The organism is Nonomuraea rubra, assembly GCF_014207985.1.
GTDB lineage: Bacteria > Actinomycetota > Actinomycetes > Streptosporangiales > Streptosporangiaceae > Nonomuraea > Nonomuraea rubra.
Window position 1 is genome coordinate 2,862,538 of record NZ_JACHMI010000001.1, and the last position, 25,014, is coordinate 2,887,551.

Here is a 25,014-nt window from a genome sequence, read left to right on the forward strand (position 1 = left end):
ACGGTGATCAAGCGCAGGGGATCGTCTCATGGGCGGAGCTTCAGCTTGCCGGTCGTCAGATCCACGCGGTAGACGTCGTCGGCCGTGCCCCTGACCAGGAAGGCGCCCTGTTTCGTCCACCCCAGGGCCGTGTCGGGCGAGTCGTCGTCGGGAAAGTCCGGCACGACGCTGGACAGGCGCTTGCCGGTCCTCGTGTCGTAGGTCTCGGTGAGTCCCTCGTAGAGCCGGAAGGTCACCAGGCGGCGTCCGTCCCACCGGAGGTGGTACGAGTCGGCACCGCCGAGCTCCTTGACGGGGAAGCCGCCCCGCTCCTTGCCCTGACGGTCGAGCACGACGACGCGGGAGGCCGTCTCGACGACGATGCCGCCCTCGTTGAAATCGTGCACCTGCCGGGCGCCGGGGATGACCCGCGTGGTCCCGTCCTCGAGGTCGAGGACGCGTACGTCGTGGCCTGCGAGCGCGACCTGCCGGCTCTGGCCGGCGGCGAACGTGACCTCCGGGACCTCGGTGTCGGCGAGCACGCCGGTGAGCGGGCGCACGTCATCGCCCTTCTGATACACCAGGCGGCGCTCCTGCCGGTGCAGGTAGACGACCACCTGCTTGTCCGGGCTGCGCACGAACGGCGCCCTGACAGGCGCTCCACCCCTTCCCACGACGTACGGCGCGGCCTGCGGAAACGGCTCGCCGTTGACCAGCCAATAACGGCAGGGATCGTCCAGCTGGTCCGCCCACGGGCAGGTGAGCCCCTTGAATTCGCCGACCGTGCCGAACGTTGCCGTGCGAGTGGCCGGCGGAACGGGCATCGTGTATTCAGGTAGTTCGCGATCCGGCACCGGGCCGGGGGCCAGCAGTGCTCCCGACAATGCGATCGCGCTGGCCGCAGAATAGGCGTTCCGCGCCGACGACCGGAGTATCGCGGGCTCTCGATGAGCGACATACGGCCGGGCGGGTCGGGCCATGACCATCGCCACGGCAATCACGGCGGCGGCATGGATGAGAAGCGCCGCGGTGACTCCCTGGTTGATCAGCCGGTAACCGCCTGCGAACGTGGCGGTGCCCAGAGCCAGCAACCAAGTGGTGCGATGGATTTCCACTTCTGCGGCAAGTCGCGCGCGTTTATCGGAGAAGACATAGGAGACGCACCAGCCGAGCACCAGATAGAACGGATCGCCGGTCCACAACGACAGCGGCGCGGCCAAGATAACGCAGATCAGGCGGCGTCGGCGCAGGTCCGTGACGTGGTCGACGATCTGGCGGGCGTTGGCGGCAGTGACGGAAAGGCCCAGCGCCGAGGCGAATCGGGTGAGGCGTTCCCGGGTGACCGGCATCGCCGCCGCCGCGATGACCGCCACGATGATCCAGGCAATCGCCGGGGGTGCTGTCACGATGTGTCACGATATAGGATTTCGCGCCGTGACTCCGGATGATTTATGGCGGCAGTTCGGCATCGGTGGCCGGCGTGCCCGGCGATTCGGTTTGCCGGTCACGGTGTGGGTGTGCGCGGTGTCGGTCGCCGTGGCGGCATTCCTGTGGGAGACGGGCGCGCTGTACCCGCGTATTGACTGGAGCCTCTTTGTTTTCTTCGTGAACGCCGACGTGGACGAGAACGGGGTGCTCTCCAGCAACCTAGATATCGAACTGGAAAACAAAGGGCTCGCCACCTTCACCATCACCGCCATTTCGATGGACATACCGGGTCTGCGTCTGTTGCCGGCCGATGTGACGAGGAAAGAGGACGCCACCGTGACGGTCGGCCACGACGCCGGGGGAACCATGAGAAGACGCATGGTCATCACCGACTGCGCGGCGGTCCCGCACGAGCCCCAGCCGATCCGGTTCACCTACCGGACCTGGCTGGGGGAGTGGGAGTCCGAAGTGGTCTGGAACTCGTGGACGCTGACGAACACCAGGGGAGAGCGCGTCCCGGTCGCCTGGCAGCGGGCGTTCGCCGTGAAGGTGTGCGACGACGCGATCGCTGACGGAAGCCCCGCATGACCCCCGCCGCGAAGATCGCCACCGGGCTGCTCCTGGCCTTCTGCGTTTTCCGGCTGAACGGCTTCGACGTGCTGTTCGACCCCGCCGGGTGGATGTGCTGCGCGACGGGGCTGGGACAGTTGCGGCGCTCCGGTGACGACCTGCCGGGGCTTGCCGCACGCGTCGCCGTCGCCATGGCCTGGGTCTCGGCCGCCGCCTGGCTGTTCCCCGTCGCGGCCGACGGGGAATCCGTGGCCCGGCAGGTCATCGGGCTGGCGAACGGCGGCGGCGGGCTGGTCGCCGTCTGGCTGGTCGCCGAGGTGGCGATCGCGCGGCTCCGGGCGAGCACGCGGGAGTTCAGGGCAGGCCTGCTCGACGTGCTGCGCTGGGCCGTGTCCGGTCTGGGGACGATCGCGTTACTGATCGACTACGGCTACGGCGACCTCGGCGGGACCGTGGTCATCAGCTGGTTCGGGTCGCTCGTGGCGATGATCGTGGCCCTCTACAGGTGGGCGCACCTGCCGTGCCTGGCCCCGGAGCCGAGCCCGGCGGGCCGGCCGCCGGGTGTCCGCTGAGCGACAAGTGCGTTGCCGAGGGTTATCGAGCGAGCACGCACCGTAGTAGCGTCCTGGCTGTGCGAAGGAAGGGGCGCTCCATGGTCAGTCGTCGCGTCGTCATCTCGCTGCTCGCCACCCTGACAGGGGCGGCGCTGGTGCTCGGGACGGGCGGGCCCGCCGCGGCCGCCGCGCGGGCGGGCAACGCTCCGGGCTGCATCGCCCGCGTGGTCGACGAGCAGCCGCACGGCCTCATCGTCTGGCTGCGCAACGAGTGCGGCAGGACCATGCGGGTCAAGGTCGTCATCTCCTGGGGCCCCGACGGGCCCTGCGCGACGCTCGCCAACGGGCAGTCGCGCGAATGGACGTTCAAGCTCGGCTCGTACGACAAGACCGTCACCTGCTGAACGCCGGGGGCCCTTGTCCGAACCCGTTCAGGGGCACATGGTGGAGGTGCGCAGCCGCGCACGAGCACGAGACCTCCGGAGTGGATTCTCCGGCGGGTTGTCCCGCCCGGACAGCGAGATGGGTGGCGGTGGCCGCGAGGCCACCAGACCTGCCGCCGCTTGACGGTGCCTCTGCTGGGCCGGGCGGGACGCTTGGCGGTTCCCCTACCAGCGGTGGTGGACCTGCGGGCGGACGAGCTCGTCGTAGACGTCCCGTACGGCGGCCAGCGTGGCCTCGTCCAGCGGCGGCACGGCGTCGGCGGCGGCGTTGGCCCGGGCCTGGGCCGGGTTACGGGCCCCCGGGATCACCACCGACAAGCCCTCCTGGTCCAGGATCCAGCGCAGCGCGAACTGCGCCATGGTGACGCCCTCGGGCACCAGCGGCGCCAGGCGGCGCACCGCCTCCAGGCCGGTGCCGAAGTCCACGCCCGAGAACGTCTCACCGACGTCGAACGCCTCCCCGCGCCGGTTGTAGGTGCGATGGTCGTCGGCGGAGAACGTGGTGTGCTCGTCGTACTTGCCCGACAGCAGGCCGCTGGCCAGCGGGACGCGGGCGATGATGCCCACCCCGGCCGCGCGGGCCGCAGGCAGCACCTCCTCCAGCGGCTTGAGCCGGAACGCGTTGAGGATGATCTGCACCGTCGCCACGCCGGGGCGCGCGATGGCGGTCAGGGCCTCCTCGCAGGTCTCCACGCTCACCCCGTACGCGGCGAGCTTCTTCTCCGACACCAGCGTGTCCAGCGCGTCGAACACGGCGTCCGTCGAGTAGACGGGCGTCGGCGGGCAGTGGAGCTGGACCAGGTCGATGGTGTCCACGCCGAGGTTGCGGCGCGAGCGCTCGTTCCAGGCGCGGAAGTTGGACATCACGTAGTTGTCCGGGACCTGCTCCAGACGGCGGCCCATCTTGGTCGCGACGGTGATCTCCGGGCGGTCCTTGGCGAAGCGGCCGACGATCTGCTCGCTGCGCCCGTCGCCGTACACGTCGGCGGTGTCGATGAAGGTCACACCCGACTCCACCGCCGCGCTCAGCGTGGCGACGGCCTCGTCCTCGGACACCTCGCCCCAGTCGGCGCCGAGCTGCCAGGCGCCGAGCCCGACCACCCCGACCCGGCGTCCGGTACGCCCCAACACCCGCTGTTCCATCTGTCCACCTCACTGGTAAGTGCCTGACCAGCACCAGTGTCCCGGATGATCGGGACCGGCGGGCAACCGGGCACGCGTCAGCGGGGACACTCGCCGGTGTGCGTGGGCCCGGCCTTGAGCAGCAGGCGTCCGGCGAGGATCTCCGCGGCGACGCCGGCGCCCATCGCGAGCCCGTCGAGGTTGCTGAAGGAGAGGTGCAGGCCGCCGTCCACGCGCGAGCGGCCAGCGTCCGCCGCGGCGGCCGAGAAGCCGGGGAAGCTCCGCCGCCACGGCTGCCCGGTGGCGGGATCGACCGGCGCGCTGTCGGTGACCAGCGTGAACGGGATCCGGTCGGCGCAGAAGAAGCCCGCCAGGACGGCCGCGCCCGCGCCGCTGAAGGAGCTGTGACCCGAGATGTACTCGGGCGAGCTGCCCGCGCTGCCGGCCCGCGCCCGCCAGCCCGCCACCGGCTCCGTGTACGGGTTGCCGTCGGTGTCCGCCTGCTGGATCGCCGCCTGGGGCCGCCAGTGGCGGAAGGCGAACTTCGTCCGGACCGTCGGGATCGAGGTGTCGGCCAGGGCCATGCCGAGCAGGGCGAACAGCCGGGCCTCGTCCGCCAGCGGCAGCGGCCGGTCCACGGCGAGCGCGATCTTGACCCACTCGCCCGGAGGCTGCGCCGTGCCGGCGGGCAGCGACCAGTACTGGTAGACGGCCGACTTGCCCGCGTCGGCGATGGCGGCGTCTCCCACCAGCCTGACCTCGGCGAACGCCGCCGCGTAGTCGAGGCTCGCCGGCGCCGGCGGGCCGTCGCCGACGTACGGGGCCGCGTCGGCGATGCCGAACGGCCGCATGCCGCGATACTGCACGCCGGACCACGCCTGCCCGAACACGCCCGGGCCCGAGCCCGCGGGCTGCGTCTCGACCGGCGAGGAGCCGTCGTCCTGCCTGGCCGCGTGCACGTCCCTGCCCACGCTCTCGCCCCAGGCTCGTCCTGCGGCGACGCGCGGCCCCGCCCCTAATCGGCCGAGGTCCGCGTCGAGCCGCTCGGTGAGCGAGGCTTCCTGGCCGGGGTACAGGCGGGTGAGCACCGCGTGGGCCGCCGCCACGGCCGCGGCCTGCTGGTCGCCGCGCGCGGGCGCGCCCCTGGGATCGCGCAGCGCGGGTGTCCTGGCCCGGCTGTCGCCGCGGGCGGTGGCGATGCCGTTCACGGCGTCGTACATGCCGGCGTTGAGCATCGCGTACGTCCTGGCGGCGTCCGCGTCGGAGGCCCGCTCGGCGCGTACGACCCGCAGGGCCTGCTCGTTCCACGCCCGGGCCGGGTCCACGTCGGGAACTGCGGTGGCGGGCGGGGCGAGCGGGGCGAGGAGCAGCAGCGCGAGGAGTGCGTTCATGTGATCCCCCTCTTCCGGTGGAGAGCCGGTCACTGCAAGATGCGCCTCACGCGCCGCTGCCGCCACTACCCCGCCGGGTCAGGCGGCCGTGCGGCGGGCCAGGCGGTGCTCGTCCAGGGTGCGGGTGAGCGCGTGCAGCGCCCGGCGCAGCGAGAGGCCGTCCAGGTGGCCGAAGCCGAGCACGATCCCGTTGCCCGGTTGCGCGTCCGGATGGTGGTAGGCGGCCAGCTCGGTCACCTCGACCCGCCGGGCCCGCAGCGCCGCGGCGACCGACCCGGCCGGCACCGACACCGGCAGCAGCAGCGTGGCCGCCGCGCCGGTGCGCGCGCCGAGCAGCCGCATGTGCGGGTACGCCTCCAAGGTCTGGCGGACGAGCGCCCGCTTGGCCTCGTACTGGGCGGACAGCCCCGCCACCCGGCCGGCCACGCAGCCGGACCCGAGCAGCTCGGTCACCGCGAGCTGGCAGGTGATCGACGGCCCGGCCGGCATGACCTGCTCGATCTCCCCGGCCAGCCGGCGCGGCACCACCGCGAACGCCAGCCGCAGCGACGGCGTCAGCACCTCGGCGAGCGAGCCCACCATGGCCGTGGACCAGGCGTCGCCGAGGGCGAGCACGCTGGGCAGCGGGCCGGGCCCGTCGCGGAAGAGGCCGTCGAAGGCCGGCTCCAGCACCAGGCCGCCGCTGTCGGCCGCCCACCGGGCCAGCGCCTGGCGCCGCTCCAGCGGCATTCGCGTGCCGAGCGGCAGGCCCCGCTCCGGCAGCACCGCCACGACGTCGCAGGCGGCCGGGATGCGGTCCGTGCGCGCGCCCCAGCCGTCCGCCGGCAGGGGCAGCACGGTGCCGAGCCGGCCGAGCGCGGCCCTGAGCCTCGGCGGGGCGGGATCCTCCAGCGCGATCACCGGGTCGTGGCCGCCCTGCGCGCGCAGGAGGAGCCGCAGCGCATCCGCGTACCCGGCAGTGACGATCACCTCGTGGCCGTCGAGCTCCAGGCCGCGCGTGTCCCGCAGGTGGGCGGCGATGGCGGCCCGCAGCGCCGGCAGGCCGGCGGGCGGCGGCCCGCCCAGCGGCGGCCGGTGCAGCCCGGCCCGGCGCCAGGCCGCCCGCCACTCGGCCAGCGGGAAGCCGTGTGCGCTCGGCCGGTCCAGCCGCAGGTCGATGCGGGTCTCCCCGGAGCCGGCGGAGCTGGGCCGCGCGTTCGCGGGCGCGCACACGTACGTGCCGGAGCCGTGCCGCCCGGCGATGTACCCCTCGGCGAGCAGCCTCTCGAAGGCGGCCAGCGCCACGCCCCGGGAGATCCCCAGCACCCGGGCCAGCGTTCGGGTGGACGGCATCCGGCTGCGGGGAGCCAGTTGCCCCCGCACGATGGCCCTCCTGAGCTGCGCGGTCAGCTGGTCCTGCAGCGGCTCGGGCAGGTTCCGCTCAAGGTGGATCGGTACGCTGAGCCTTTGCGGATGGCGCATGGAATGTCCCCCAGTCGACGTACGGGAAAGGCCCCCCGACCTGAAAGGCGTGACATCCCGTTCCACGCCGTGCCAGCCTCACCCGGGCCGGTACGAGCAGCGCACCCCCGTCTGCACCGTGGCGCGCAGCTCCTCGCCGATCGCCGGGTCCACGGCCGAGATCCGGGCCAGCGCCCGCCTGATCGCCTTGCCGACCGCGATCCTCGCCCGCTCCTCGCCGCCCGCCGGCACCCGGGCCCGCCCGCCCAGGCCGGCCGCGGCGGCCAGCTCGGCGATCAGCCACTCGCGCTCCATCCGCAGTGCCGCCGCGCGTTCCAGGTCCTGCGCCGACTCGTGCTCGTCGATCTCGGCCTGCAACCGGGTCAGCCGACGCCGGAAGGAGTCCCTGGCCACGTCGTCGAGCAGTGGCCCGTGCCCGGGCGTGCCCGCCGCCAGGTCCGCGGCCGGGATCTCCTGCCCGGGGTCGGCGGCCAGCGTGGCCAGGTACGCCATGCCGACGCTGTGGGCGACCAGCGCCACCCGGCCGTTCAGCTCCACGCGCCAGTGCCGCCCGTCGCGGCGGAACCGGCAGGCGCCGTCCGACTCCGGCGGCCGCCCGACCACCGCGGGCAGCACCATGCCGAGCTGCGCGGCCTCGTGGGCGGCCGTGGCCAGCTCCGCCCGGGCCGCCGCGTCCGCGTGGCCGTCGCGCAGCGCCAGCGCCTGGCCGAGGCGGCAGCGTGACAGCGTGGCGGCCGGCCAGTGGCCCAGCGCCAGGTTGTCGTGCACGGCCGCGCGCAGGTGCGCGATGGCCAGGTCGAGGTCGCCGGTGGTGAGCGCGGCCATGCCCAGCGAGTGCCGCACCGAGCCGAAGCAGGCCACGCCCAGGCTGGCGATCACCGGCAGGTGCGCGTACGGGCTCAGCAACGCGTACGCGGCGGCGGCGGTGTCGGCGTCCTGCAGCAGGTGCGCGGCCTCCACCACGCAGTACATCGCCACCATCCAGGAGCTGGAGCTGGGCAGCTCCGCCAGGTCGCGGCCGCGTAACCGGGCCAGGTGGCCGGCCGCCCGCCGCCGGTCCCCCGCGACGGCCGCGGCCAGGGCCAGGCCCGCCACGTAGGAGTTGTCGATGGGGCTGAGCGTGGGGGAGTTGACCAGGTCCGCCAGGGCGGGCAGCAGCTCGGCGGCGCGGCCCTGGTACCAGCGGATGGCGCCGAGCTGGCCGCCGTACCAGCCGGTCGCGTCGATGTCGCCGGCGGCCACGCCGCGCTCGAAGCAGCCGTCGGCCAGCTTCTCCGCCTCCTCCAGCCGGCCCGCGCGGATGGTGAGCATGACCTCGATCGCGCCGGCCACGTACTCGACGGCCAGGTGCGGGTGGTCCGCCAGGACGGCGCGCAGCTCCTGTAGGGAACGCTCCGCGTGGGGGTCGCCGGCCAGGTAGAGGTCCGCCGTGCGCCACATCAGGCCCATGATCAGGTCGCACGCGCGGCCGGTCGCCGCCGCCTGGCCGATCAGCTCGCCCGCCAGCTCCAGGCGCAGTGCCCCGTGCTCGGGGCCCAGCACGCAGTGGTGCGCCAGGCTCAGCGCCTCCGCCAGCGCCAGCGCGTCGCCCGAGCTCCTGGTCCGGGCCAGCAGCCGCAGGATGCCTTCGTGCGTGCCGCCGCGGTAGTCCTCCTCGCCCTGGATGCGCAGCCGCAGCCGCAGCGCGATAGGGGAGCCGGGGTCCACTTGTGACAGCGCGTGCCGCTGGCGGACGCGTACCTGCTCCGACTCGACCGCCGTGCGGTGCTCGTGCACCCAGATCCCGCCCAGGCCCAGCGCCGCCCGCGCCAGGCCCGCCAGGTCGCCGCACGCCTGCGCCTCGCGGTAGGCCGTGTCGAACCAGCGCCGGGCGCGCTGCAGGTCACCGTGCTCGAACAACGCGCGCTCGCCGCGGAGGATGGCCACCTGGATGTCGGGGCATGACGGCGGGCGCACCTCCGCCCCTGGTGCAACGCTCACGACCGGTCTGAGCGCGCACCCGCCGGTCCGAATACCGTTCTGGGTGAGGTTCGCGGACGCGTAGCCTCAATGCCATGATTCGTCCTGCCACACCCGCTGACGTGCCCGAGATCGTCAGCATGATCCGCGAGCTCGCCACGTACGAGAAGGCCGCCCACGAGGTGCGCGTGACCGAGGAGCAGCTCCACGACACCCTCTTCCGCGACAACCCCGCCGCCTTCGCGCACATGGCCGAGCAGGACGGCGAGGTGGTGGGCTTCACGCTCTGGTTCCTCACCTACTCCACCTGGCGCGGCACGCACGGCATCTACATGGAGGACCTGTACGTGCGCCCCCAGCACCGCGGCGGCGGCCACGGCGTGGGCCTGATGCGCAAGCTGGCGGAGATCTGCGCCGAGCGCGGTTACCAGCGCCTGGAATGGGCGGTGCTCGACTGGAACAGGCCCAGCATCGACTTCTACGAGAAGCTCGGCGCGGTCAACCAGGACGACTGGTACCGCTACCGGCTGACCGACGAGCCGCTCGCCCGCCTGGCCGAACGGCGCGACTGAGAGGCGGGCACACGTCACGCAGGTCACGTACGGTGACGTGACCTGCGTGACATATCCGGTTAAACGCCGGCGTGGGACCGAGCCCGGGTGGTTTCCTGCTCGAACATCCCCGCGGACGGCTCTTCGAGGTCGCGGTGGGTCTCCTCCATGCGCAGCGCCACCCCCATGGCGAAGAACGTGGGAGCCCACTCACCGATGAAGATGCCCCACCGGTCGGCCCGGTCGAGCCCCGCGGTCTCGGTGTTCTTGGACAGCAGCCAGCTTCCGAAGGCCAGACCGATCGACACCAGCCCCGCGGTGTACATGTGGCCCGACCTGACACCCATGTCATGCAGCTTTTTGATCATGTTTCCCCCCTTGCTCAGGTGCAGTTACCCCAGCACAGAGCAGGTAACCGATCATTACGGGCATGTTTCCGCGGTGACGCTTGTGCGCGGCTTGTTACCGAGGTGAATCACACGTAACCGGCGCACAGCCACGCAGGGTCAGAGTGCGTAACGAGCCCTTCCTACCTTGGAGATCCCCGGACGCCGAGCGTAGGAGAGGTCAATGGCGCGCTGGATCGCCGAGTGGCATCCCGATGACCCAGCATTCTGGGAGAGTTCAGGCAAGCGGGTCGCACGGCGCAACCTGATCTTCTCGATCGTGGCCGAGCACCTGGGCTTCACGGTGTGGACGCTGTGGAGCATCGTGGCGACCAAGATGGGGTCGTACGAGTTCACCACCGACGAGCTCTTCTGGCTGGTCGCCCTGCCGAACCTGATCGGCTCCGTGCTGCGGGTGCCCTACACGTTCGGGCCCGCCAAGTTCGGCGGCCGCAACTTCACGGTGGTCAGCGCGATCCTGCTGCTCATCCCCGCCGTCATGCTCGGCGTGGCCGTGAACAACCCGGGCACGCCCTACTGGCTCTTCCTGGTCATCGCGGCGCTGGCCGGCTTCGGCGGCGGCAACTTCGCCTCCAGCATGGCCAACATCACCTACTTCTACCCGCGCAGCAAGCAGGGCGTCGCGCTCGGCCTGAACGCCGCGGGCGGCAACATCGGCGTCAGCTCCGTCCAGCTCGTCATGCCGCTCGTGATCGGCTCGCTCGGGCTGGCCGCCGCCGGCTGGTTCTGGATCCCGTTCATCGTCGTGGCCGCCGCCTGCGCCTTCTTCTTCATGGACAACCTGACCAGCGCCAAGGCCAACCCCCGGCAGCAGCTCGCGGTCGCCGGCAAGGCCCAGACCTGGATCATGTCCTTCCTCTACATCGGGACGTTCGGCTCGTTCATCGGCTACTCCACCGCCTTCCCCCTGCTGAGCCAGAGCCTCTTCCCCGACGCCCCGTACGCCGCCGTCGCCTTCGCGGGGCCGCTCATCGGCTCCCTGATCAGGCCCATCGGCGGCTGGCTGGCCGACAAGCTCGGCGGCGCCCCCGTCACCCTGTGGAACTTCGCCGCCATGGGCGGCGGTGTCCTGCTCGTCTGGCTGGCCAGCACCTCCGGCAACTTCTGGCTGTTCTTCCTGTCCTTCCAGCTCCTCTTCCTCACCTCCGGCATCGGCAACGGCTCCACGTACCGCATGATCCCGGCCATCTTCCAGGCCAAGGCCGTCGCCGAGCGCGGCGACGAGACCGAGGAGACCCTGCTGTACGGCAAGCGCCAGGCCTCCGCCGCCATCGGCATCATCTCGGCGGTCGGCGCCCTCGGCGGGTTCCTCATCAACCGGGCGTTCGGCATGGCGTTCGCCGCGGCCGGCACCCCCGCCCCCGCCTTCCTGGCCTTCGGGGTCTTCTACGTGTCCTGTCTCGCCCTGACCTGGTGGTGCTACACCAGGACGGTCGGCGTCAAGGTGGTTGCGAGCCTCGCTTATGCCCGGATCTGACGTGGCGACGAAGACGCACTGCCCGTACTGCGCGCTGCAGTGCGGCATGGAGATCGGTCCCGGGCTGGCCATCAGCCCCAGGACCGACATCCCGGCCAACGCCTCGGGAGCGCTGTGCCAGAAGGGATGGACGGCGGGCGAGCTCCTCACCAACGGCGAGCGCCTGACCGCCCCCCTCCTGCACGGCGAGCCCGTGGACTGGGACGTCGCGCTCGACTACGTGGCGTACCGGTTGTCCGCCATCCGCGCCGAGCACGGCCCCGACGCCGTGGCCGTGTTCGGCGGGGGTGGGCTGACCAACGAGAAGGCGTACACGCTCGGCAAGTTCGCCCGGGTCGCCCTCGGCACCAGCCAGATCGACTACAACGGCCGCTTCTGCATGTCCTCGGCCGCCGCCGCCTCCATCAGGGCGTTCGGCCTGGACCGGGGCATGCCCTTCCCCATCACCGACCTGGACGACGCCGACGTCGTCATGATCGCCGGCGGCAACGTGGCCGAGACCATGCCGCCGTTCGTCCGCCACCTGGACGGGTCGCGCCTGATCGTCATCGACCCGCGCCGCACCCAGACCGCCAAGCTGGCCTGGCTGCACCTGCAGCCCACCCCCGGCACCGACCTGGCCCTCGCGCTCGGCCTGCTGCACCTGGCCATCGCCGACGGCCTGGCCGACGAGGAGTACGTCGCCGCCCGCACCACCGGGTTCGACGAGGTCCGGACCTCGCTGTCGGCCTGGTGGCCCGAGCGGGTCGAGCGGGTCACCGGGGTGCCCGTCCACCACATGCGGCAGGCCGTCAGGGCCCTGGCGGCCGTGGACAAGGCGTACATCCTGACCGGGCGCGGCGCCGAGCAGCACGCCAAGGGCACCGACACGGTCACCGCGTTCATCAACCTCGCCCTCGCGCTCGGCCTGCCCGGCAGGCACGGCTCCGGGTACGGCTGCGTGACCGGGCAGGGCAACGGCCAGGGCGGCAGGGAGCACGGTCAGAAGGCCGACCAGCTCCCCGGTTACCGCAAGATCGACGACCCGGCCGCCCGCGAGCACGTGGCGCGCGTCTGGGGCATCCCGGCCGAGGACATCCCGGGGCCCGGGCGGTCGGCGTACGAGCTGCTGGACGCCCTCGGCACTCCGGAAGGGCCCAAGGCGCTCATGCTGTTCGGTTCCAACCCGGTCATCTCCGCCCCCGCCGCCGAGCACGTCGCCGAGCGCATCGGCGCCCTCGACCTGCTCGTGGTCTGCGACTTCGTCATGTCGGAGACCGCCGCCCTGGCCGACGTGGTCTTCCCCGTCACCCAGTGGGCCGAGGAGAGCGGCACCATGACGAACCTCGAAGGCCGCGTCCTGCTCCGCCGCAGGGCCGCCACGCCGCCCGAGGGCGTCAGGAGCGACCTCGACGTCCTGGCCGCCCTGGCCCGGCGCCTCGGCCACACCTTCGAGACCAAGCCGGCCAGGGTCTTCGACGAGCTGCGCCGCGCCAGCGCCGGCGGCCCCGCCGACTACTCCGGCATCACCTACGAGCGCATCGCCGGCGAGACCGGCGTCTTCTGGCCCTGCCCTTCCCCCGAGCACCCGGGCACCCCGCGCCCGTTCCTCGACCGGTTCGCCCACCCCGACGGCCGGGCCAGGTTCGTGCCCGTCCAGCACCGGCCGGCCGCCGAGGAGCCCGACGAGGACTACCCCCTCTACCTGAGCACCGGCCGGGTGCTCGCCCACTACCAGAGCGGCGCCCAGACCCGCAGGATCGCGCCGCTCGTCCAGGCCGCCCCCGAGCCGTACGTCGAGCTGCACCCGGACCTGGCCGAGCAGCTCGACATCAGCGCCGGGGACGTCGTGCGCGTCAGCAGCAGGAGAGGCGAGGCCAAGGCCGCCGCCAGGATCAGCGACGCCATCAGGCGCGACACCGTGTTCATGCCCTTCCACTGGGAGGGCGCCAACCGGCTCACCAACCCGGCACTCGACCCGACGTCGAGGATGCCGGAGTTCAAGGTCTGCGCTGTCAGGGTGGAGAGGGACTCATGAGGCTCGTCGTCGTGGGCAACGGGATGGCCGGGTCGCGGCTCGTCAGCGAGGTGCGTACCCGCGACCCGCACATGAAGATCACCGTTTTCGGCGCGGAGACGCGCCACCCCTACAACCGGGTGCTGCTGTCGAACGTGCTGGCCGGCAGCTCCCGCCCCGAGCAGGTACGGCTGCTCGACCCCGCCTGGTACGCCTCGCACCACGTGGAGGCCGCCTTCGGCGACGCCGTCGCGCACCTCGACAGGGACACCAGGCACGTCGTCACCGAGAGCGGCCGGCGCGAGCCGTACGACCTGCTGGTGCTGGCCACCGGCAGCGACGCCATCGTGCCGCCGATCCCGGGCGTCGAGCGGGCCGTCCCGTTCCGCACCCTCGACGACTGCGAGCGCATCATCGAGGCGGCCACCAGCGCCCGCAAGGCCGTGGTCATCGGCGGCGGCCTGCTCGGCATCGAGGCCGCCCGCGGCCTGGCCGGGCGCGGCCTCCCGGTCACCCTGCTGCACCTGGCGGGCCACCTCATGGAGCGCCAGCTCGACGTGGAGGCCGGTGAGGTGCTCGGCGAGACCCTGAACGGGCTCGGCGTCGAGATCCGCACCGGCGTGTCCGCCTCCGGCGTCGAGGAGAACGGCGTCCGCCTCGACGCCGGCGAGCTCGTCGAGGCCGACCTCGTCGTCCTGGCGTGCGGCGTCCGCCCCGTGACCGGCCTGGCCGCCGAGGCGGGCCTGGAGGTACGGCGCGGCGTCGTCGTGGACGACGAGCTGCGCACCGACGACCCGTCCATCTTCGCCATCGGCGAGTGCGCCGAACACGACGGCACCGTCTACGGCCTGGTCGCCCCCGCCTGGGAGCAGGCCGCCGTGGCCGCCGACGTCATCACCGGCGGCAAGGCCCTCTACCGCGGCTCCCGCCTGGTCACCCGGCTCAAGGCCAAGAGCGTCGAGCTGGCCGCCATGGGCGAGACCCAGCTCGGCGAGGAGCACGCCGAGGTGGTGCGCTTCAGCCACCGGGCCCGCGGCACCTACCGCAAGCTCGTCATCCAGGACGGCCGCCTGGTCGGCGCGATCCTGCTCGGCGAGAGCGACGCCGTCGGCACGCTCACCCAGCTCTTCGACCGCGGCGGGCCGGTGCCAGGCGACCGCGCCGGGCTGCTCTTCCCCGGGCTGGCCTCGGCCCCCGTGGCCGACAGCCCGACGCTGATGCCCGACGCGGCCAAGGTCTGCCAGTGCAACAACGTGACCAAGGGCCAGATCAGGGCGTGCTGGGAGGCCGGGGCCAGGGACGTGGCCGCGGTGGCGAGCGCCACCAGGGCCACGACCGGCTGCGGCACCTGCCGCGACGCCGTGGAGGGCATCGTCGGCTGGCTTTGTGAGCAGGAAGGGGTTTCGGTATGAACAGGATCGTCGTCGTTGGGTATGGTCCGACCGCTCACCGGCTCGTCGAGACCCTGGCGGGCAAGGGTTTCGGCGGCACCGTGACCGTGATCGGGGAGGAGCCGCGGCCGGCGTACGACCGGGTGCACCTGACCTCGTACCTGTCCGGCACCAGCGCGGAGGACCTCACCTACGAGGTGCCCGCCGGGGTCGTGACCAGGCTGAACACCCGCGTCACCGGCATCGACAGGCAGGCCGGGCAGGTCACGCTGGCCGACGGCGGCGTCGAGCCGTACGACGTGCTCGTGCTGGCCACCGGCTCCGCGCCGTTCGTGCCGCCCGTGCCCGGCGCCGAGCACGCCTACGTCTACCGCACGATCGAGGACCTCGACGCGATCAGGACGGCCGCCAAGGACGCCGTGGAGGGCGTCGTGGTCGGCGGCGGCCTGCTCGGGCTGGAGGCCGCGGACGCGCTGCGGGCGCTCGGGCTCAAGGCGCACATCGTCGAGATGAGCCCCTGGCTGATGCCGCGCCAGGTGGACGAGGGCGGCGGCTCGGTGCTGAAGTCGCACATCGAGGGGCTCGGGCTGAGCGTGCACGCCGGAGCGGGCGTGCAGGAGATCGTCACCGACGCCGCCGGCCAGGTGACCGGGCTGCTCAAGCCGGACGGGACCCTGGTGGACGCGCAGGTCGTGGTGTTCTCGGCGGGCATCAGGCCCCGTGACGAGCTGGCCAGGTCGGCCGGGCTGGAGGTCGGTCCGCGGGGCGGCATCGTGGTCGACTCCGGGATGCTCACCTCCGACCCCTCCATCTACGCGGTCGGCGAGTGCGCGCTGGCGGGCGGCATGGTGTACGGGCTGGTCGGGCCGTGCAACACGATGGCCGAGGTGGCGGCCGACCGGATCATGGGCGGGGCCTCGGCGTTCGAGGGCGCCGACATGTCCACGAAGCTCAAGCTGCTGGGCGTCGAGGTGGCGCAGTTCGGGGCCATGGACGGGGCGCTGGACGTCACCTACATGGACCCGGTCGCCGGCGTCTACAAGAAGCTGTTCATCAGCGACGACGCGCAGACGCTGCTCGGGGGCATCTGCGTGGGCGACGCCTCGCCGTACACGTCGCTGCGGCCGTTCGTGGGCAAGTCGCTGCCCGCCTCGCCGTCCGACCTGCTGTTCAGCGGGGCGGGGGCGCAGCTCGACCTGCCGGACGAGGCGCAGGTGTGCTCGTGCAACAACGTGTGCGCGGGCGACATCCGCACGGCCATCGCCGACAAGGGCGTGACCGACGTGCCGGGGCTGAAGGCGTGCACGCGGGCCGGCACGACCTGCGGGAGCTGCGTGCCGATGCTCAAGCAGCTGCTGGAGAAGTCGGGCGTCGAGGTGAGCAAGGCGCTGTGCGAGCACTTCACGTACTCGCGGGCCGAGCTGTTCGACATCGTACGGGTGCGCGGCATCACGACGTTCTCCGAGCTCATCACCCAGCACGGGCAGGGCAGGGGCTGCGACATCTGCAAGCCGGCCGTGGCCTCGATCCTGGCCTCGCTGCACAACGGGCACGTCCTGGAGGGCGAGCGCGCCACGCTGCAGGACACGAACGACGCCTTCCTCGCCAACATCCAGAAGAACGGCACGTACTCGGTCGTGCCGCGCATCCCCGGCGGCGAGATCACGCCCGACAAGCTGATCGTCATCGGCGAGGTGGCCCGCGACTTCGGCCTCTACACCAAGATCACCGGCGGCCAGCGCATCGACCTGTTCGGGGCCCGGGTCGATCAGCTCCCGGAGATCTGGCGGCGGCTGGTGGACGCCGGGTTCGAGTCGGGTCACGCGTACGGCAAGGCGCTGCGCACGGTCAAGTCGTGCGTGGGCTCGACCTGGTGCCGCTACGGCGTGCAGGACTCGGTGGGCATGGCCATCGCGCTGGAGCTGCGCTACCGGGGCCTGCGCTCGCCGCACAAGCTCAAGTCCGCCGTCTCCGGCTGCGCCCGCGAGTGCGCCGAGGCCCGCTCGAAGGACTTCGGCATCATCGCCACCGAGCAGGGCTGGAACCTGTACGTCGGCGGCAACGGCGGCTTCAAGCCCCGCCACGCCGACCTGCTGGCCAACGACCTGACCACCGACGAGCTGATCAGGACCATCGACCGGTTCCTGATGTTCTACATCCGCACCGCGGACAGGCTGCAACGCACGTCCACCTGGATCGAGTCCCTGGACGGCGGGCTCGACTACCTCCGTGAGGTGATCATGGAAGATTCCCTGGGCATCTGCGCCGACCTGGACACGCAGATGGAGCGCCACGTCGCCACGTACGCCGACGAGTGGGCCGCCACGCTGGACGACCCGGAGAAGCTGGGCCGGTTCGTGAGCTTCGTCAACGCCCCCGGCGTGCCCGACCCGTCGATCGTGTTCGCCAGCGAGCGCGGCCAGATCAAGCCGGTGATGGCCCAGTGAACTGGACGACGATCTGCGCCTACGAGGCGCTGCTGCCGGAACGCGGCGTCTGCGCCCTGGTCGAGGGCACGCAGGTGGCCATCTTCCGCGCCTACGACGGCGAGCTGTACGCGCTGGGCAACCTCGACCCGTTCAGCGGGGCGTACGTGCTCTCGCGCGGCATCGTCGGCACCAGGAAGGGCGAGCCGACCGTGGCCTCGCCGCTGCACAAGCAGGTGTTCTCGCTGGTGACCGGGCGCTGCCTGGACGACGAGGCGGTGTCGGTGCCCGTCTACAGCGTGCGGGTGGGCGACGGCGGGCGCGTGGAGGTCAGCCTCGAACAGCGGGTGGAGGTCGGCGTCTAGCGGGGACTCCGGGTCAAGCCCAGGCCGTCGGCTCGCACGACGGTCTGGGCTTTTCCGGCATTGGTGCTGTCGTTCGTGGGGAGTGGCTGCGCCGGGGCGGGTCGCAGGCTAGGCTCTGGTCTCCACGGCGCTCACTTCGGCCGGGGGGTAGACGTGCGCTCCGCGGTGGGCCGCCGGTAACACGCAGCGCCGATCGGAGTCGACGCTTTCGCAGCGTTCGGCGTCCTCGCGCTGGGGGAGTGGTTCGGGGTTCGCACGGGTTCGCGGCACTGGATGGACGCTATCGGCGCCGCCGTACGCGCTGGTATCGGCGGGGCAACGATCACGGCTCTGACCGGTCTCGCCCATTCCTGTGAACCGTTACCGTGAGTAATACCCGGACCAGGTAAAGGGGTCGTGCGGAGTGCCTAAACCGCGCATTCGCCGCCGACCCGCGGGGGCATCAAAGCGGCCATGAGCAAGATTTCTCAGCGCAGGGCGCTCCTGCTGGCGGCGATCGTGCCCGCCCTCCTCGTCGCGGGCTGCTCCGCGGGGAACAACACCCAGGCGATGAAGGGCGCGGCCAGCCCTGGCACGCCCACCGACATGGACTCCATCTCGCCGGAGGAGACCGAGGCCTCCCCCGACGCCACGGACACGGCCTCCCCGACGGACACCGCGGGCGGCGGCCAGCCGCAGTCGGCCGTCCAGGGCTTCTTCAGCGCACTCAAGTCCGGCAACGCCGACCAGGTCGCCAACGCCTTCTCCGACGACGCGGTGGCCGCCGTGAACGGGCAGCCCACGGCGGAGGGCTCGCAGGCGATCCGTACGCTGTTCCAGAAGCAGCTCCAGGGCAACGGCATGAAGCAGGCCACGCACACGATCGACGAGTCGCGCACGGCGGGGGACACGGACGCGATCGTCCGCTCGACCAGCAAGCAGGGCAATGACAACTACCGTGAGCTGTTCGTGCTCACGAAGGACGGCGAGGAGTGGAAGATCTCGCAGTTCATGAACAACAAGGCGTCCTGAACGCGCGAGGGTCCTGAGCGGCCCGTGTAGGGGGCGGGGCTGGCGGCGGGTCGGGGGATCGGCCGCCACCTCCGCCATAGGACGCTTCAAGCGGCTCCGAGGCCGGAAACCTCGGCCGTAACTAGCCGTATATTGCGCGGTTAAGACGCCGCATATCCAGAAATAGGCATTTTGTGTGATATGTGGGCTAATTTGGGGTGGTGTCGCCGGGGATCCGGGGGCGGATGCGGCGCTGATCCACCAGGGCGAGGTACACCGCGAAGGCGCCCCGGGCCCACATCTCCGCCTGTTGCGCGGTCAGCCTGATCTCCTCGCCCTCGTGCGAGACGATCATGTACCCGCCCAGCGGCATCCGCCGCCACGCGATCAATACGTTCTCGTAAACGAGCACGTCGAGCATCGCGGTCAGATATTCACGTCCGGCGGCGGACACGGCGCAAGCCTCCTCGCTCCTCGCCGAATTCTCGCCCTTGCCTCCCATTGTGCGCGCCGTTTCGGGAAATGTCGCAGACCCTTGCCGGGAGCGGACGGATTCCGGAGAACCTTCGTCCGGCCGCCGGTGTATCTACACCGGAGGTGGTCCCATGAGGAAGATCCTGGCCACGGTGATCGCGGTGGCGGCGCTGGTCGCCGGAGGGGCTCCGGCCGCGGCGGCCGGTGGGTGGGCGATGACGTTCCTGGATCCCGCGCCGGCCCGGTTCGAGAGCGGCACGTCGTACGCGCTGGGGTTCTGGGTGCTGCAGCACGGCACCCATCCGTTCGAGGGGAAGATGGACCCCGTCGGGCTGCGGCTCACCGGGGAGGACGGCACGCGCCTCGACTTCAAGGGGACGGCGCTGCCGGAGGCCGCGCACTACCTGGCGTCCGTGGTGGTGCCGGACGGCGTGTGGAAGGTGGAGGGCGTCCAGGGGCCGTTCCAGCCGTACGAGGTGGGGACGCTCACCGTGCCGGGAGCACTGCGGATCAAGCCGGTGGAGCCCGGGCTGGCGGACGCGATCGCGCAGGGCGGGCACGACTACTGGGGCGACGTGCGACCGCCCGGGTTCGCGCCCGGCGACGGGACCGCAGCACCCGCGCCCGGCAGCGGGACCGCGGCGACCGCCGTACCCGGGTTCGGTGAAGGGACCGCGGCGACCGCTGCTGCCGGGTCCGGGGGCTCGGCCTCGCCATCAGCCCAGGTGGGCGGGTCGGGCGGGGTGCCCGCGTACATGCTGCTCCTGGCCGCCGCCGGTGGCGCGGTGGTGGCCTGGGCGGCGCTGGGGCTGCCGGTGGCGCGGCGGCGGCGCCGCAGGGAGGCGGAACCGGAACGCTCGCCGGAGGACACCATCGTGATTTCTGGGTAGGGGCGGGGGCAGACCGCCGGGGTGCGCTCCCGACGCCCTCTTTCCCGAGCGGCACGCGTCGGGGGCTCACCCCGGCTCCGCCACGTCGGCGGGGGAGGGGCGGGCGGCGCGGGGGCGCGCTGCTCGGCTGAGCCCAGGACCTGTGCGGCGACTGCCGGTTTGTCACGACGGGGACGCGGCTTCCTGGATTGCCAGGACAGATAGTGAAATGTGCGGCAAGGTCGTGGGCATTGCCGATCTTCGCGAGGTTCACGCATGGACTGGCCGAACTGTCCCGCCTGCGGCACCGCTCTGGCCGGCTCGGTGGACGCCTGCCCCGAATGCCGGCTGCTGCTCCACGGGCCCGCCGCCACCGTCTACCTGGAAGCGTCCGCCGCGCTCAGCGAGCTTGAGCGCCGGCGTACCGAGTTGCTGCGGCGGAGGGAGGAGGCGCTCGCGGGCATGCGAGCGGCCGGGACGGCCACACCCGCGCAGACGGTGGCAGAGGCGGTGGAGACTGCGCTGCCCGGCGTCGTGCCGTCCGAGGTCGTGCTGACCGGGGCCGGGGCTGCCGGGGCTGGGGCGGGTGAGGCCGTGCGGACCGGGACGGGGCCTGCCGGGGCTGGGCGGGGCGAGGCCGGGCAGGCCGGGGACGCGTCGCCTGACGGGGTGGTGTCCGGCGGGATGCTCGGGGTGCCGGCCGGGAGTGCGCCGGCCGCGGAAGGTGGGCGGAAGCCTCGGCGGGACCTGTCGCATCGGGCGGTGCAGAACCTGCTGCTCCTGCTCGGCGGGACCCTGCTGTCGATCGCCGCGGTGGTGTTCACGCTGGTGAGCTGGCAGGTGCCGGCGCTGCGCGCGCTCATCCTGACCGTGTTCACGGTGGCGGTGCTGGCCGCCCCCTGGGTGCTGGTGCGCCGGCGGCTGGTCGCGACTGCCGAGACGGTGGCGTTGCTGGGGCTGGTGCTGATACCCCTGGATGGCGTCGCCGTCATGCAGGTGTTCGACGGTGGTGGGGCCGGCGAAGGCCCCGGGCTGGATCCTCTGTGGGGTCACGCTCTGAGCGCCGCGGCGCTCAGCGTGGTGTGGGCCGGGTACGCGTGGCGGACCCCGCTGCGCCTGCCCACACCGGTCGCGATCGCCCTCGCCCAGGCTCCGCTACCGCTGGCCGCACTGGCCATCGGTTCCGTCACGGCGCCCGGCCCGGACGCGTCCGGCTTGGTGCCTGGCCCGGACGGGTCTGGCTTGGTGCCCGGCCCGGACGGGTCCGGTTTGGTGCCCAGCCTGGGGCGGGTGGCCGACGCGCCCGGCCTGGGATGGCTGGCCGATGCGCCCGGCTTGGCGTGGCTGGCTGGAGCGCTGGTGGTGACCGCGGCGTTCGACCTGGTGCTGTGGCAGGTGGCGCGGCGGGCGCGGGCCGCCGCCGAGTACGTGACCACGGCCGTGGCCGGCTCGGTGGCGTGGGCCGGTGGGACGGGGCTGGCGGCGTACGTGACGGTGACGGCGAGCGGCGGCCTCGTCCCCCTGCCCGTCTCGGATCTGGGACCCACCCTGGCGATCGTGAACCTCATGCCCGCGATGACCCTCGTGTTCGGCATCGCCTCGGCGGTGGCGATCCTGTGGGCGGCCGCGACGCAAGGCCGGACCGCGCGCCTGGTGATCGCCGCCTGCGCCGCACTCGCCGCGGTGGGCGCCTGCTGTGCCGTGCCCGCCTCGGTCGTCGGCGCCTCGTGGCAGGCCGCCGTCGTCGCCGGCGGAGGGCTGCTGGTCCTGGCCGCCGCCTTCCGGATGCCCGTGCGGCTGCGGGACGGTGTCCGGGCGGGCGGCGGGCTCGTGCTGGCGGTGGCCGCCTGCTGGAACGCGCACGTGGTGATCGCCGTCGCGGTCGGCCCGCTCGGCTGGCTGACGTCCGCCTGGGGAGAACGCGCCGGCCGGGCGTCCGACCTGCTGGCCCCGGGCGTCCGGTGGGACGGCACCGGGGCCGCGCCCGTGGTGATGGCGGCCGTGGCGGCGGGGCTGGCGCTGGTGCCGCCCAGAGGCGAGCTCTGGACCCCCGGCCTGCGCCGTACGCTCTGCCTGGTCACGGGCTCCCTGGCCGTGCTCACGGGAGCGGTGGCGGCGGGGCTGCCGTACGAGGTGGTTCTCGGCGTGCTCGTGGCGCTGGCCGGCGCTCTCCTGTGGACGGCCGCCGCGTCGACGGACGGGTACGCGGCGCCGCTGTGGCTCGGCGTGTACCTGGCCGGGCTGGCCATGGGCTGGGCGGTGGCCGATCGTGAGGCGGGCGTCGCCGTGGCGGGCGGGTTGCTCGTCGTGCTGGCGGGCTGTGCCGTGGCCGCCCGGCCGAGGGTCGTGCAGGCCGTGGGCGGTGCCGGGGCGACGCTGGCGGCGGCGGTGCTGGCCTGGGCGTTGTTCGGGAGCGGGATGGCGGCGGCGCCGGCGATGCTCGGCGTGCGGGCCGGCACGCTCGTCGTGACCAGGCCGTCACGCAAGCTGGCCGCCGCGGTCGTACGGGCCAGGCGGACGAGCGCCACCGTCGCCCTCGGGTTCCTCGACCGGTTGAGCAGGCTGGTACGGCCCGGCGGGAGGACGGCGGCCGAGGCGGCTGCCATGGGGGTGGGGCTGCTGGCGCTGGCACAGGTTCTGTTCGGTGCGGCGGCGGTGGAGGGTATGGAGGCGCTGCTGCTGGCGATCGGTGCGGTGCTGGCCGCGGCCTCGGCCTGGCGCAGGCCTCGCGGGGCCTGGCGTACGGTCGCGGCGGCCGAGGCGTGCGTGCTGGCCGTGCTCGCGCCGCTGCCACTGAGCGGGGCCGTGATGCCGGCGCTCGTCGGCCCGTACGGCTGGCTGACCCACGCCTGGGCCGGTGCGGCGGAGGGGGCGCGGGAGGCGCTCAGCCCGTCGGGGCCCTGGCAGGCGCAGCCGTTGCTGATGCCCGTGCTGGTGCTGGCCGCGGTCGCCGGCGTGCTGGCGGCGTGGGCGCGCTGGGGCAGGCGAGCCGCCATGGGGGTGGCGGGGATCGCGTTCCCCGTGGCGGCGACGACGTTGCCGGTGGTGGCCGGGGTGCCGTACTGGGCGGCGCTCGCCTTCCTGGTCGCGCTCACGGCCGGGCTGGCGCTCTGGTCGGCGGTGAGCCGGTCGGCGGCGGGCGGGGCGAGCCTGTGGACGGCGACGCTGGTGGTGTCCTGGTCGCTGGCCGACCGTACGGCGACGCTCGCGGTGCTGGCGGCGATCGTGGTGACGGGGCTGCTGTGTGCCGTCCGGGGCAGGGGCTCGCCGGTGACGAGCGTGGCCGCCACGGTCACCGGGCTGGCCGTCGGGGCGGAGAGCGTGGCGGCGGCGCTGAGCGGCGGGCTCGGCGAGGCGGACGCAGCGCTGGTCCTGCTGCTGGTGGTCGTGCTGCTGTCGCGGGCCGCCGCGATGCCGGTCCTGCCTTCGGCCGTGGCCGGGCCGCTGGGGGCGGCGGCGCTGGTGTTGTGGCCGGTGGCCATGGTGCTGGCGCAGGATGTGGCGCGGTTGTCGCTGGTGCTGGCCGTCGGTGGGCTGGCGCTGGCCGCGTCGGCCGGGCGGCTGGACGGCTGGCGGCCGGAGGGTGGGCGGTTGCGGGGTGGGCGGCCGGAGGGTGGGTGGCTGACGGGCGGGGTCAGGGCGGCGGCCTATGCGGTGGCGGGCGTGGCCTCGGGGGTGGCGATCCTGCCGCACGTGCCGGTCTGGATGGAGGTGATGGGGTTCCCGTACACCCGGGTCGGGCGTCCGTGGCGAGAGTACTTCGGCGGGTGGTTGCCGCATCCGGAGGTGTGGGACGTGGGCCGGCCGATGGTGGCGGGCTTCGGGTTCGAACGGGTGGAGGTGGTGACCGCGCTCGGGGTCGGGGTGTTCGTGGTGGCCACCGCAGTGCTCATGGCGCGGCGGCTGCGCGGGGGCGTGGCGGCGCGGTCCGTGGCCACCGTCGCCGTGCCGTTGTGCCTGGGGCTCGTGCCTCCCGCGGCGGAACTGGCGTATCCGTGGGTGCTGGTCTTCCACGGGGTGGTGCTGGTGGCGCTGACCGTTCAGGCGGTCACCGGGGTACGGGCGGGGGCGGCCGGGGTGATGGCGCTGGTGGCCGGTGCGCACGTGGTGGCCTGGTCGCTGGACGTGGAGGCGTACACGCCGGTGATGCTTGCCGGGGTCGCGGTGCTGGGGATGGCGGCCGCGGCGGTGGCGCGCGGCGAGGCCGCGCGGGCGGGCGCGGCGGCGACGGCCACCGTCGCGGCGGGCGGGCTGGCGGCGGCCTGGTCGTTGTCGGCGGGGTTGACCGTGGAACAGGCGGCGTTCGCGGTGCTCGCCGTCGCCACCCTGGCCCTCCTCACCGCCACCCGCCTCACGACACTCACGCCACCGGCGTCCGCGCCGGGCGTGACGGCGAGTTCCCTGGCGTCCGCGCTGGATACGACGGCGAGGTCGGCGGCGGCGTCTGTGCCGCGTACAACAGCGAGGCCACTGGCGGACCGCTGGGCGTGGGCGGCGATCGGGGCCGAGGTGGCCGGGTGGGGGCTGGCGGTGGCAGGGGTGGTGATGGCGGGCGGTGATCAGGAGCTGCTGGACGCGGCCCTGGCCTGCGCCGGCCTGCTCGCGCTCGGCGTCGCACTGCGCCGCGACCGGCGGCTCGCCGTCTGGCCCGGGCTGGGGCTGCTGCAGGTGGCGCTCTGGCTGCGGCTCGCCCTGTCCGGCGTCACCGCCCCCGAGGCGTACACCGTGCCCCTGACGGCGGGCGCGCTGGTGGCGGCGTGGCTGGCCAGGCGGCGCGACCCCGGGATCTCCTCCTGGACCGGGTACGGCGCCGCGCTGGCCCTGACGTTCCTGCCCAGCGTGTACGCCGCCTGGAACGACCCCGGCCTGGCCAGGCCGCTGCTGCTGGGCCTGGCCGCGTTCGCCGCCACCCTGGCCGGCGCCTGGGCACGGCTCCAGGCCCCGCTGATCCTCGGCGGGACGGTGCTGGTGGTGACGGCGGCGCACGAGTTCGCGCCCGCACTGGCCGAGCTGATGGGCCAGGGCCCGCGCTGGTTGCCGATCGCTGTGGCGGGCGCGTTCCTGCTGTTCACCGGAGCCACGTACGAGCACAGGCTGCGCGACCTGCGCAGGATCCGCCGGCTGATCGTCAGGATGCGCTGACGGGCTTCCAGGAGCGGGA

Annotated in this window: 19 protein-coding genes; 12 read left to right on the forward strand and 7 right to left on the reverse strand. The window is 73.1% G+C overall.

The features are described 5' to 3' along the window. Nucleotides 1-26: 26 nt before the first annotated feature. Nucleotides 27-1,352 carry a hypothetical protein gene (locus HD593_RS13050; RefSeq protein ID WP_185102425.1) on the reverse strand — a complete coding sequence of 442 codons (1,326 nt, stop codon included), beginning with the start codon at nt 1,350-1,352 and terminating at the stop codon, nt 27-29. Between HD593_RS13050 and HD593_RS13055 the strand changes: the two genes are divergently transcribed. The 3 genes from HD593_RS13055 to HD593_RS13065 all read left to right on the forward strand — a co-directional run bounded on the left by HD593_RS13055 (nt 1,318) and on the right by HD593_RS13065 (nt 2,935). Next, on the forward strand, nt 1,318-1,995 hold the full coding sequence (locus tag HD593_RS13055) for a hypothetical protein (RefSeq protein ID WP_185102426.1): 678 nt from the start codon (nt 1,318-1,320) through the stop codon (nt 1,993-1,995). The two genes, HD593_RS13050 and HD593_RS13055, sit on opposite strands and share 35 nt — an antisense overlap. Further along, nucleotides 1,992-2,549 (forward strand): hypothetical protein, encoded by a 558-nt coding sequence (locus tag HD593_RS13060; RefSeq protein WP_185102427.1) that lies wholly within the window; start codon nt 1,992-1,994, stop codon nt 2,547-2,549. Before HD593_RS13055 ends, HD593_RS13060 begins: the two co-directional genes overlap by 4 nt. 80 nt (nt 2,550-2,629) lie before the next feature. Then, complete coding sequence (locus HD593_RS13065; RefSeq protein ID WP_185102428.1) at nt 2,630-2,935, forward strand: hypothetical protein; 306 nt, start codon at nt 2,630-2,632, stop codon at nt 2,933-2,935. Between the two features lie 204 nt (nt 2,936-3,139). Here the strand turns inward: HD593_RS13065 and HD593_RS13070 are convergent, their stop codons facing one another. The 4 genes from HD593_RS13070 to HD593_RS13085 all read right to left on the reverse strand — a co-directional run bounded on the left by HD593_RS13070 (nt 3,140) and on the right by HD593_RS13085 (nt 8,904). Further along, nucleotides 3,140-4,117 (reverse strand): aldo/keto reductase, encoded by a 978-nt coding sequence (locus tag HD593_RS13070; protein WP_185102429.1) that lies wholly within the window; start codon nt 4,115-4,117, stop codon nt 3,140-3,142. A 77-nt stretch (nt 4,118-4,194) separates the two neighbouring features. Next, a complete protein-coding gene (locus tag HD593_RS13075) occupies nt 4,195-5,487 on the reverse strand; it encodes a vanadium-dependent haloperoxidase (RefSeq protein ID WP_185102430.1) in 1,293 nt (430 codons plus the stop codon). Nucleotides 5,488-5,565: 78 nt separating this feature from the next. Then, on the reverse strand, nt 5,566-6,948 hold the full coding sequence (locus HD593_RS13080) for an aminotransferase-like domain-containing protein (protein WP_185102431.1): 1,383 nt from the start codon (nt 6,946-6,948) through the stop codon (nt 5,566-5,568). 78 nt (nt 6,949-7,026) lie between these two features. Then, complete coding sequence (locus tag HD593_RS13085; RefSeq protein WP_185102432.1) at nt 7,027-8,904, reverse strand: hypothetical protein; 1,878 nt, start codon at nt 8,902-8,904, stop codon at nt 7,027-7,029. A 98-nt stretch (nt 8,905-9,002) separates the two neighbouring features. Here HD593_RS13085 and HD593_RS13090 point away from each other — a divergent pair, with 98 nt between their 5' ends. Continuing rightward, entirely contained in the window at nt 9,003-9,479 is a 477-nt protein-coding gene (locus HD593_RS13090; protein WP_185102433.1) for a GNAT family N-acetyltransferase, read from the forward strand. A gap of 59 nt (nt 9,480-9,538) precedes the next feature. Here the strand turns inward: HD593_RS13090 and HD593_RS13095 are convergent, their stop codons facing one another. After that, entirely contained in the window at nt 9,539-9,826 is a 288-nt protein-coding gene (locus HD593_RS13095) for a hypothetical protein (protein ID WP_185102434.1), read from the reverse strand. A 202-nt stretch (nt 9,827-10,028) separates the two neighbouring features. Here HD593_RS13095 and HD593_RS13100 point away from each other — a divergent pair, with 202 nt between their 5' ends. The 6 genes from HD593_RS13100 to HD593_RS13125 all read left to right on the forward strand — a co-directional run bounded on the left by HD593_RS13100 (nt 10,029) and on the right by HD593_RS13125 (nt 18,531). Beyond that, complete coding sequence (locus HD593_RS13100; protein ID WP_185102435.1) at nt 10,029-11,342, forward strand: MFS transporter; 1,314 nt, start codon at nt 10,029-10,031, stop codon at nt 11,340-11,342. After that, on the forward strand, nt 11,329-13,359 hold the full coding sequence (locus HD593_RS13105) for a molybdopterin oxidoreductase family protein (RefSeq protein WP_185102436.1): 2,031 nt from the start codon (nt 11,329-11,331) through the stop codon (nt 13,357-13,359). The genes HD593_RS13100 and HD593_RS13105 overlap by 14 nt, the downstream gene beginning before the upstream one ends. Continuing rightward, nucleotides 13,356-14,750, forward strand: coding sequence for an FAD-dependent oxidoreductase (locus HD593_RS13110; RefSeq protein WP_185102437.1), 1,395 nt, complete (start codon nt 13,356-13,358; stop codon nt 14,748-14,750). Before HD593_RS13105 ends, HD593_RS13110 begins: the two co-directional genes overlap by 4 nt. After that, complete coding sequence (gene nirB, locus HD593_RS13115; RefSeq protein ID WP_185102438.1) at nt 14,747-17,176, forward strand: nitrite reductase large subunit NirB; 2,430 nt, start codon at nt 14,747-14,749, stop codon at nt 17,174-17,176. The genes HD593_RS13110 and nirB overlap by 4 nt, the downstream gene beginning before the upstream one ends. Further along, nucleotides 17,173-17,520: a nitrite reductase small subunit NirD gene (nirD, locus tag HD593_RS13120; RefSeq protein WP_185102439.1), complete on the forward strand. Its 348-nt coding sequence runs from the start codon at nt 17,173-17,175 to the stop codon at nt 17,518-17,520. Before nirB ends, nirD begins: the two co-directional genes overlap by 4 nt. A 453-nt stretch (nt 17,521-17,973) precedes the next feature. Then, nucleotides 17,974-18,531, forward strand: a complete 558-nt coding sequence (locus tag HD593_RS13125; RefSeq protein ID WP_185102440.1) for a YybH family protein — start codon at nt 17,974-17,976, stop codon at nt 18,529-18,531. Between the two features lie 187 nt (nt 18,532-18,718). Here HD593_RS13125 and HD593_RS13130 read toward each other — a convergent pair whose 3' ends face one another. Further along, on the reverse strand, nt 18,719-18,964 hold the full coding sequence (locus HD593_RS13130) for a hypothetical protein (RefSeq protein WP_185102441.1): 246 nt from the start codon (nt 18,962-18,964) through the stop codon (nt 18,719-18,721). 151 nt (nt 18,965-19,115) lie between these two features. Here HD593_RS13130 and HD593_RS13135 point away from each other — a divergent pair, with 151 nt between their 5' ends. Further along, nucleotides 19,116-19,874 (forward strand): hypothetical protein, encoded by a 759-nt coding sequence (locus tag HD593_RS13135; RefSeq protein WP_185102442.1) that lies wholly within the window; start codon nt 19,116-19,118, stop codon nt 19,872-19,874. A gap of 255 nt (nt 19,875-20,129) precedes the next feature. Continuing rightward, entirely contained in the window at nt 20,130-24,995 is a 4,866-nt protein-coding gene (locus tag HD593_RS13140) for an SCO7613 C-terminal domain-containing membrane protein (protein ID WP_185102443.1), read from the forward strand. Nucleotides 24,996-25,014: the final 19 nt, after the last annotated feature.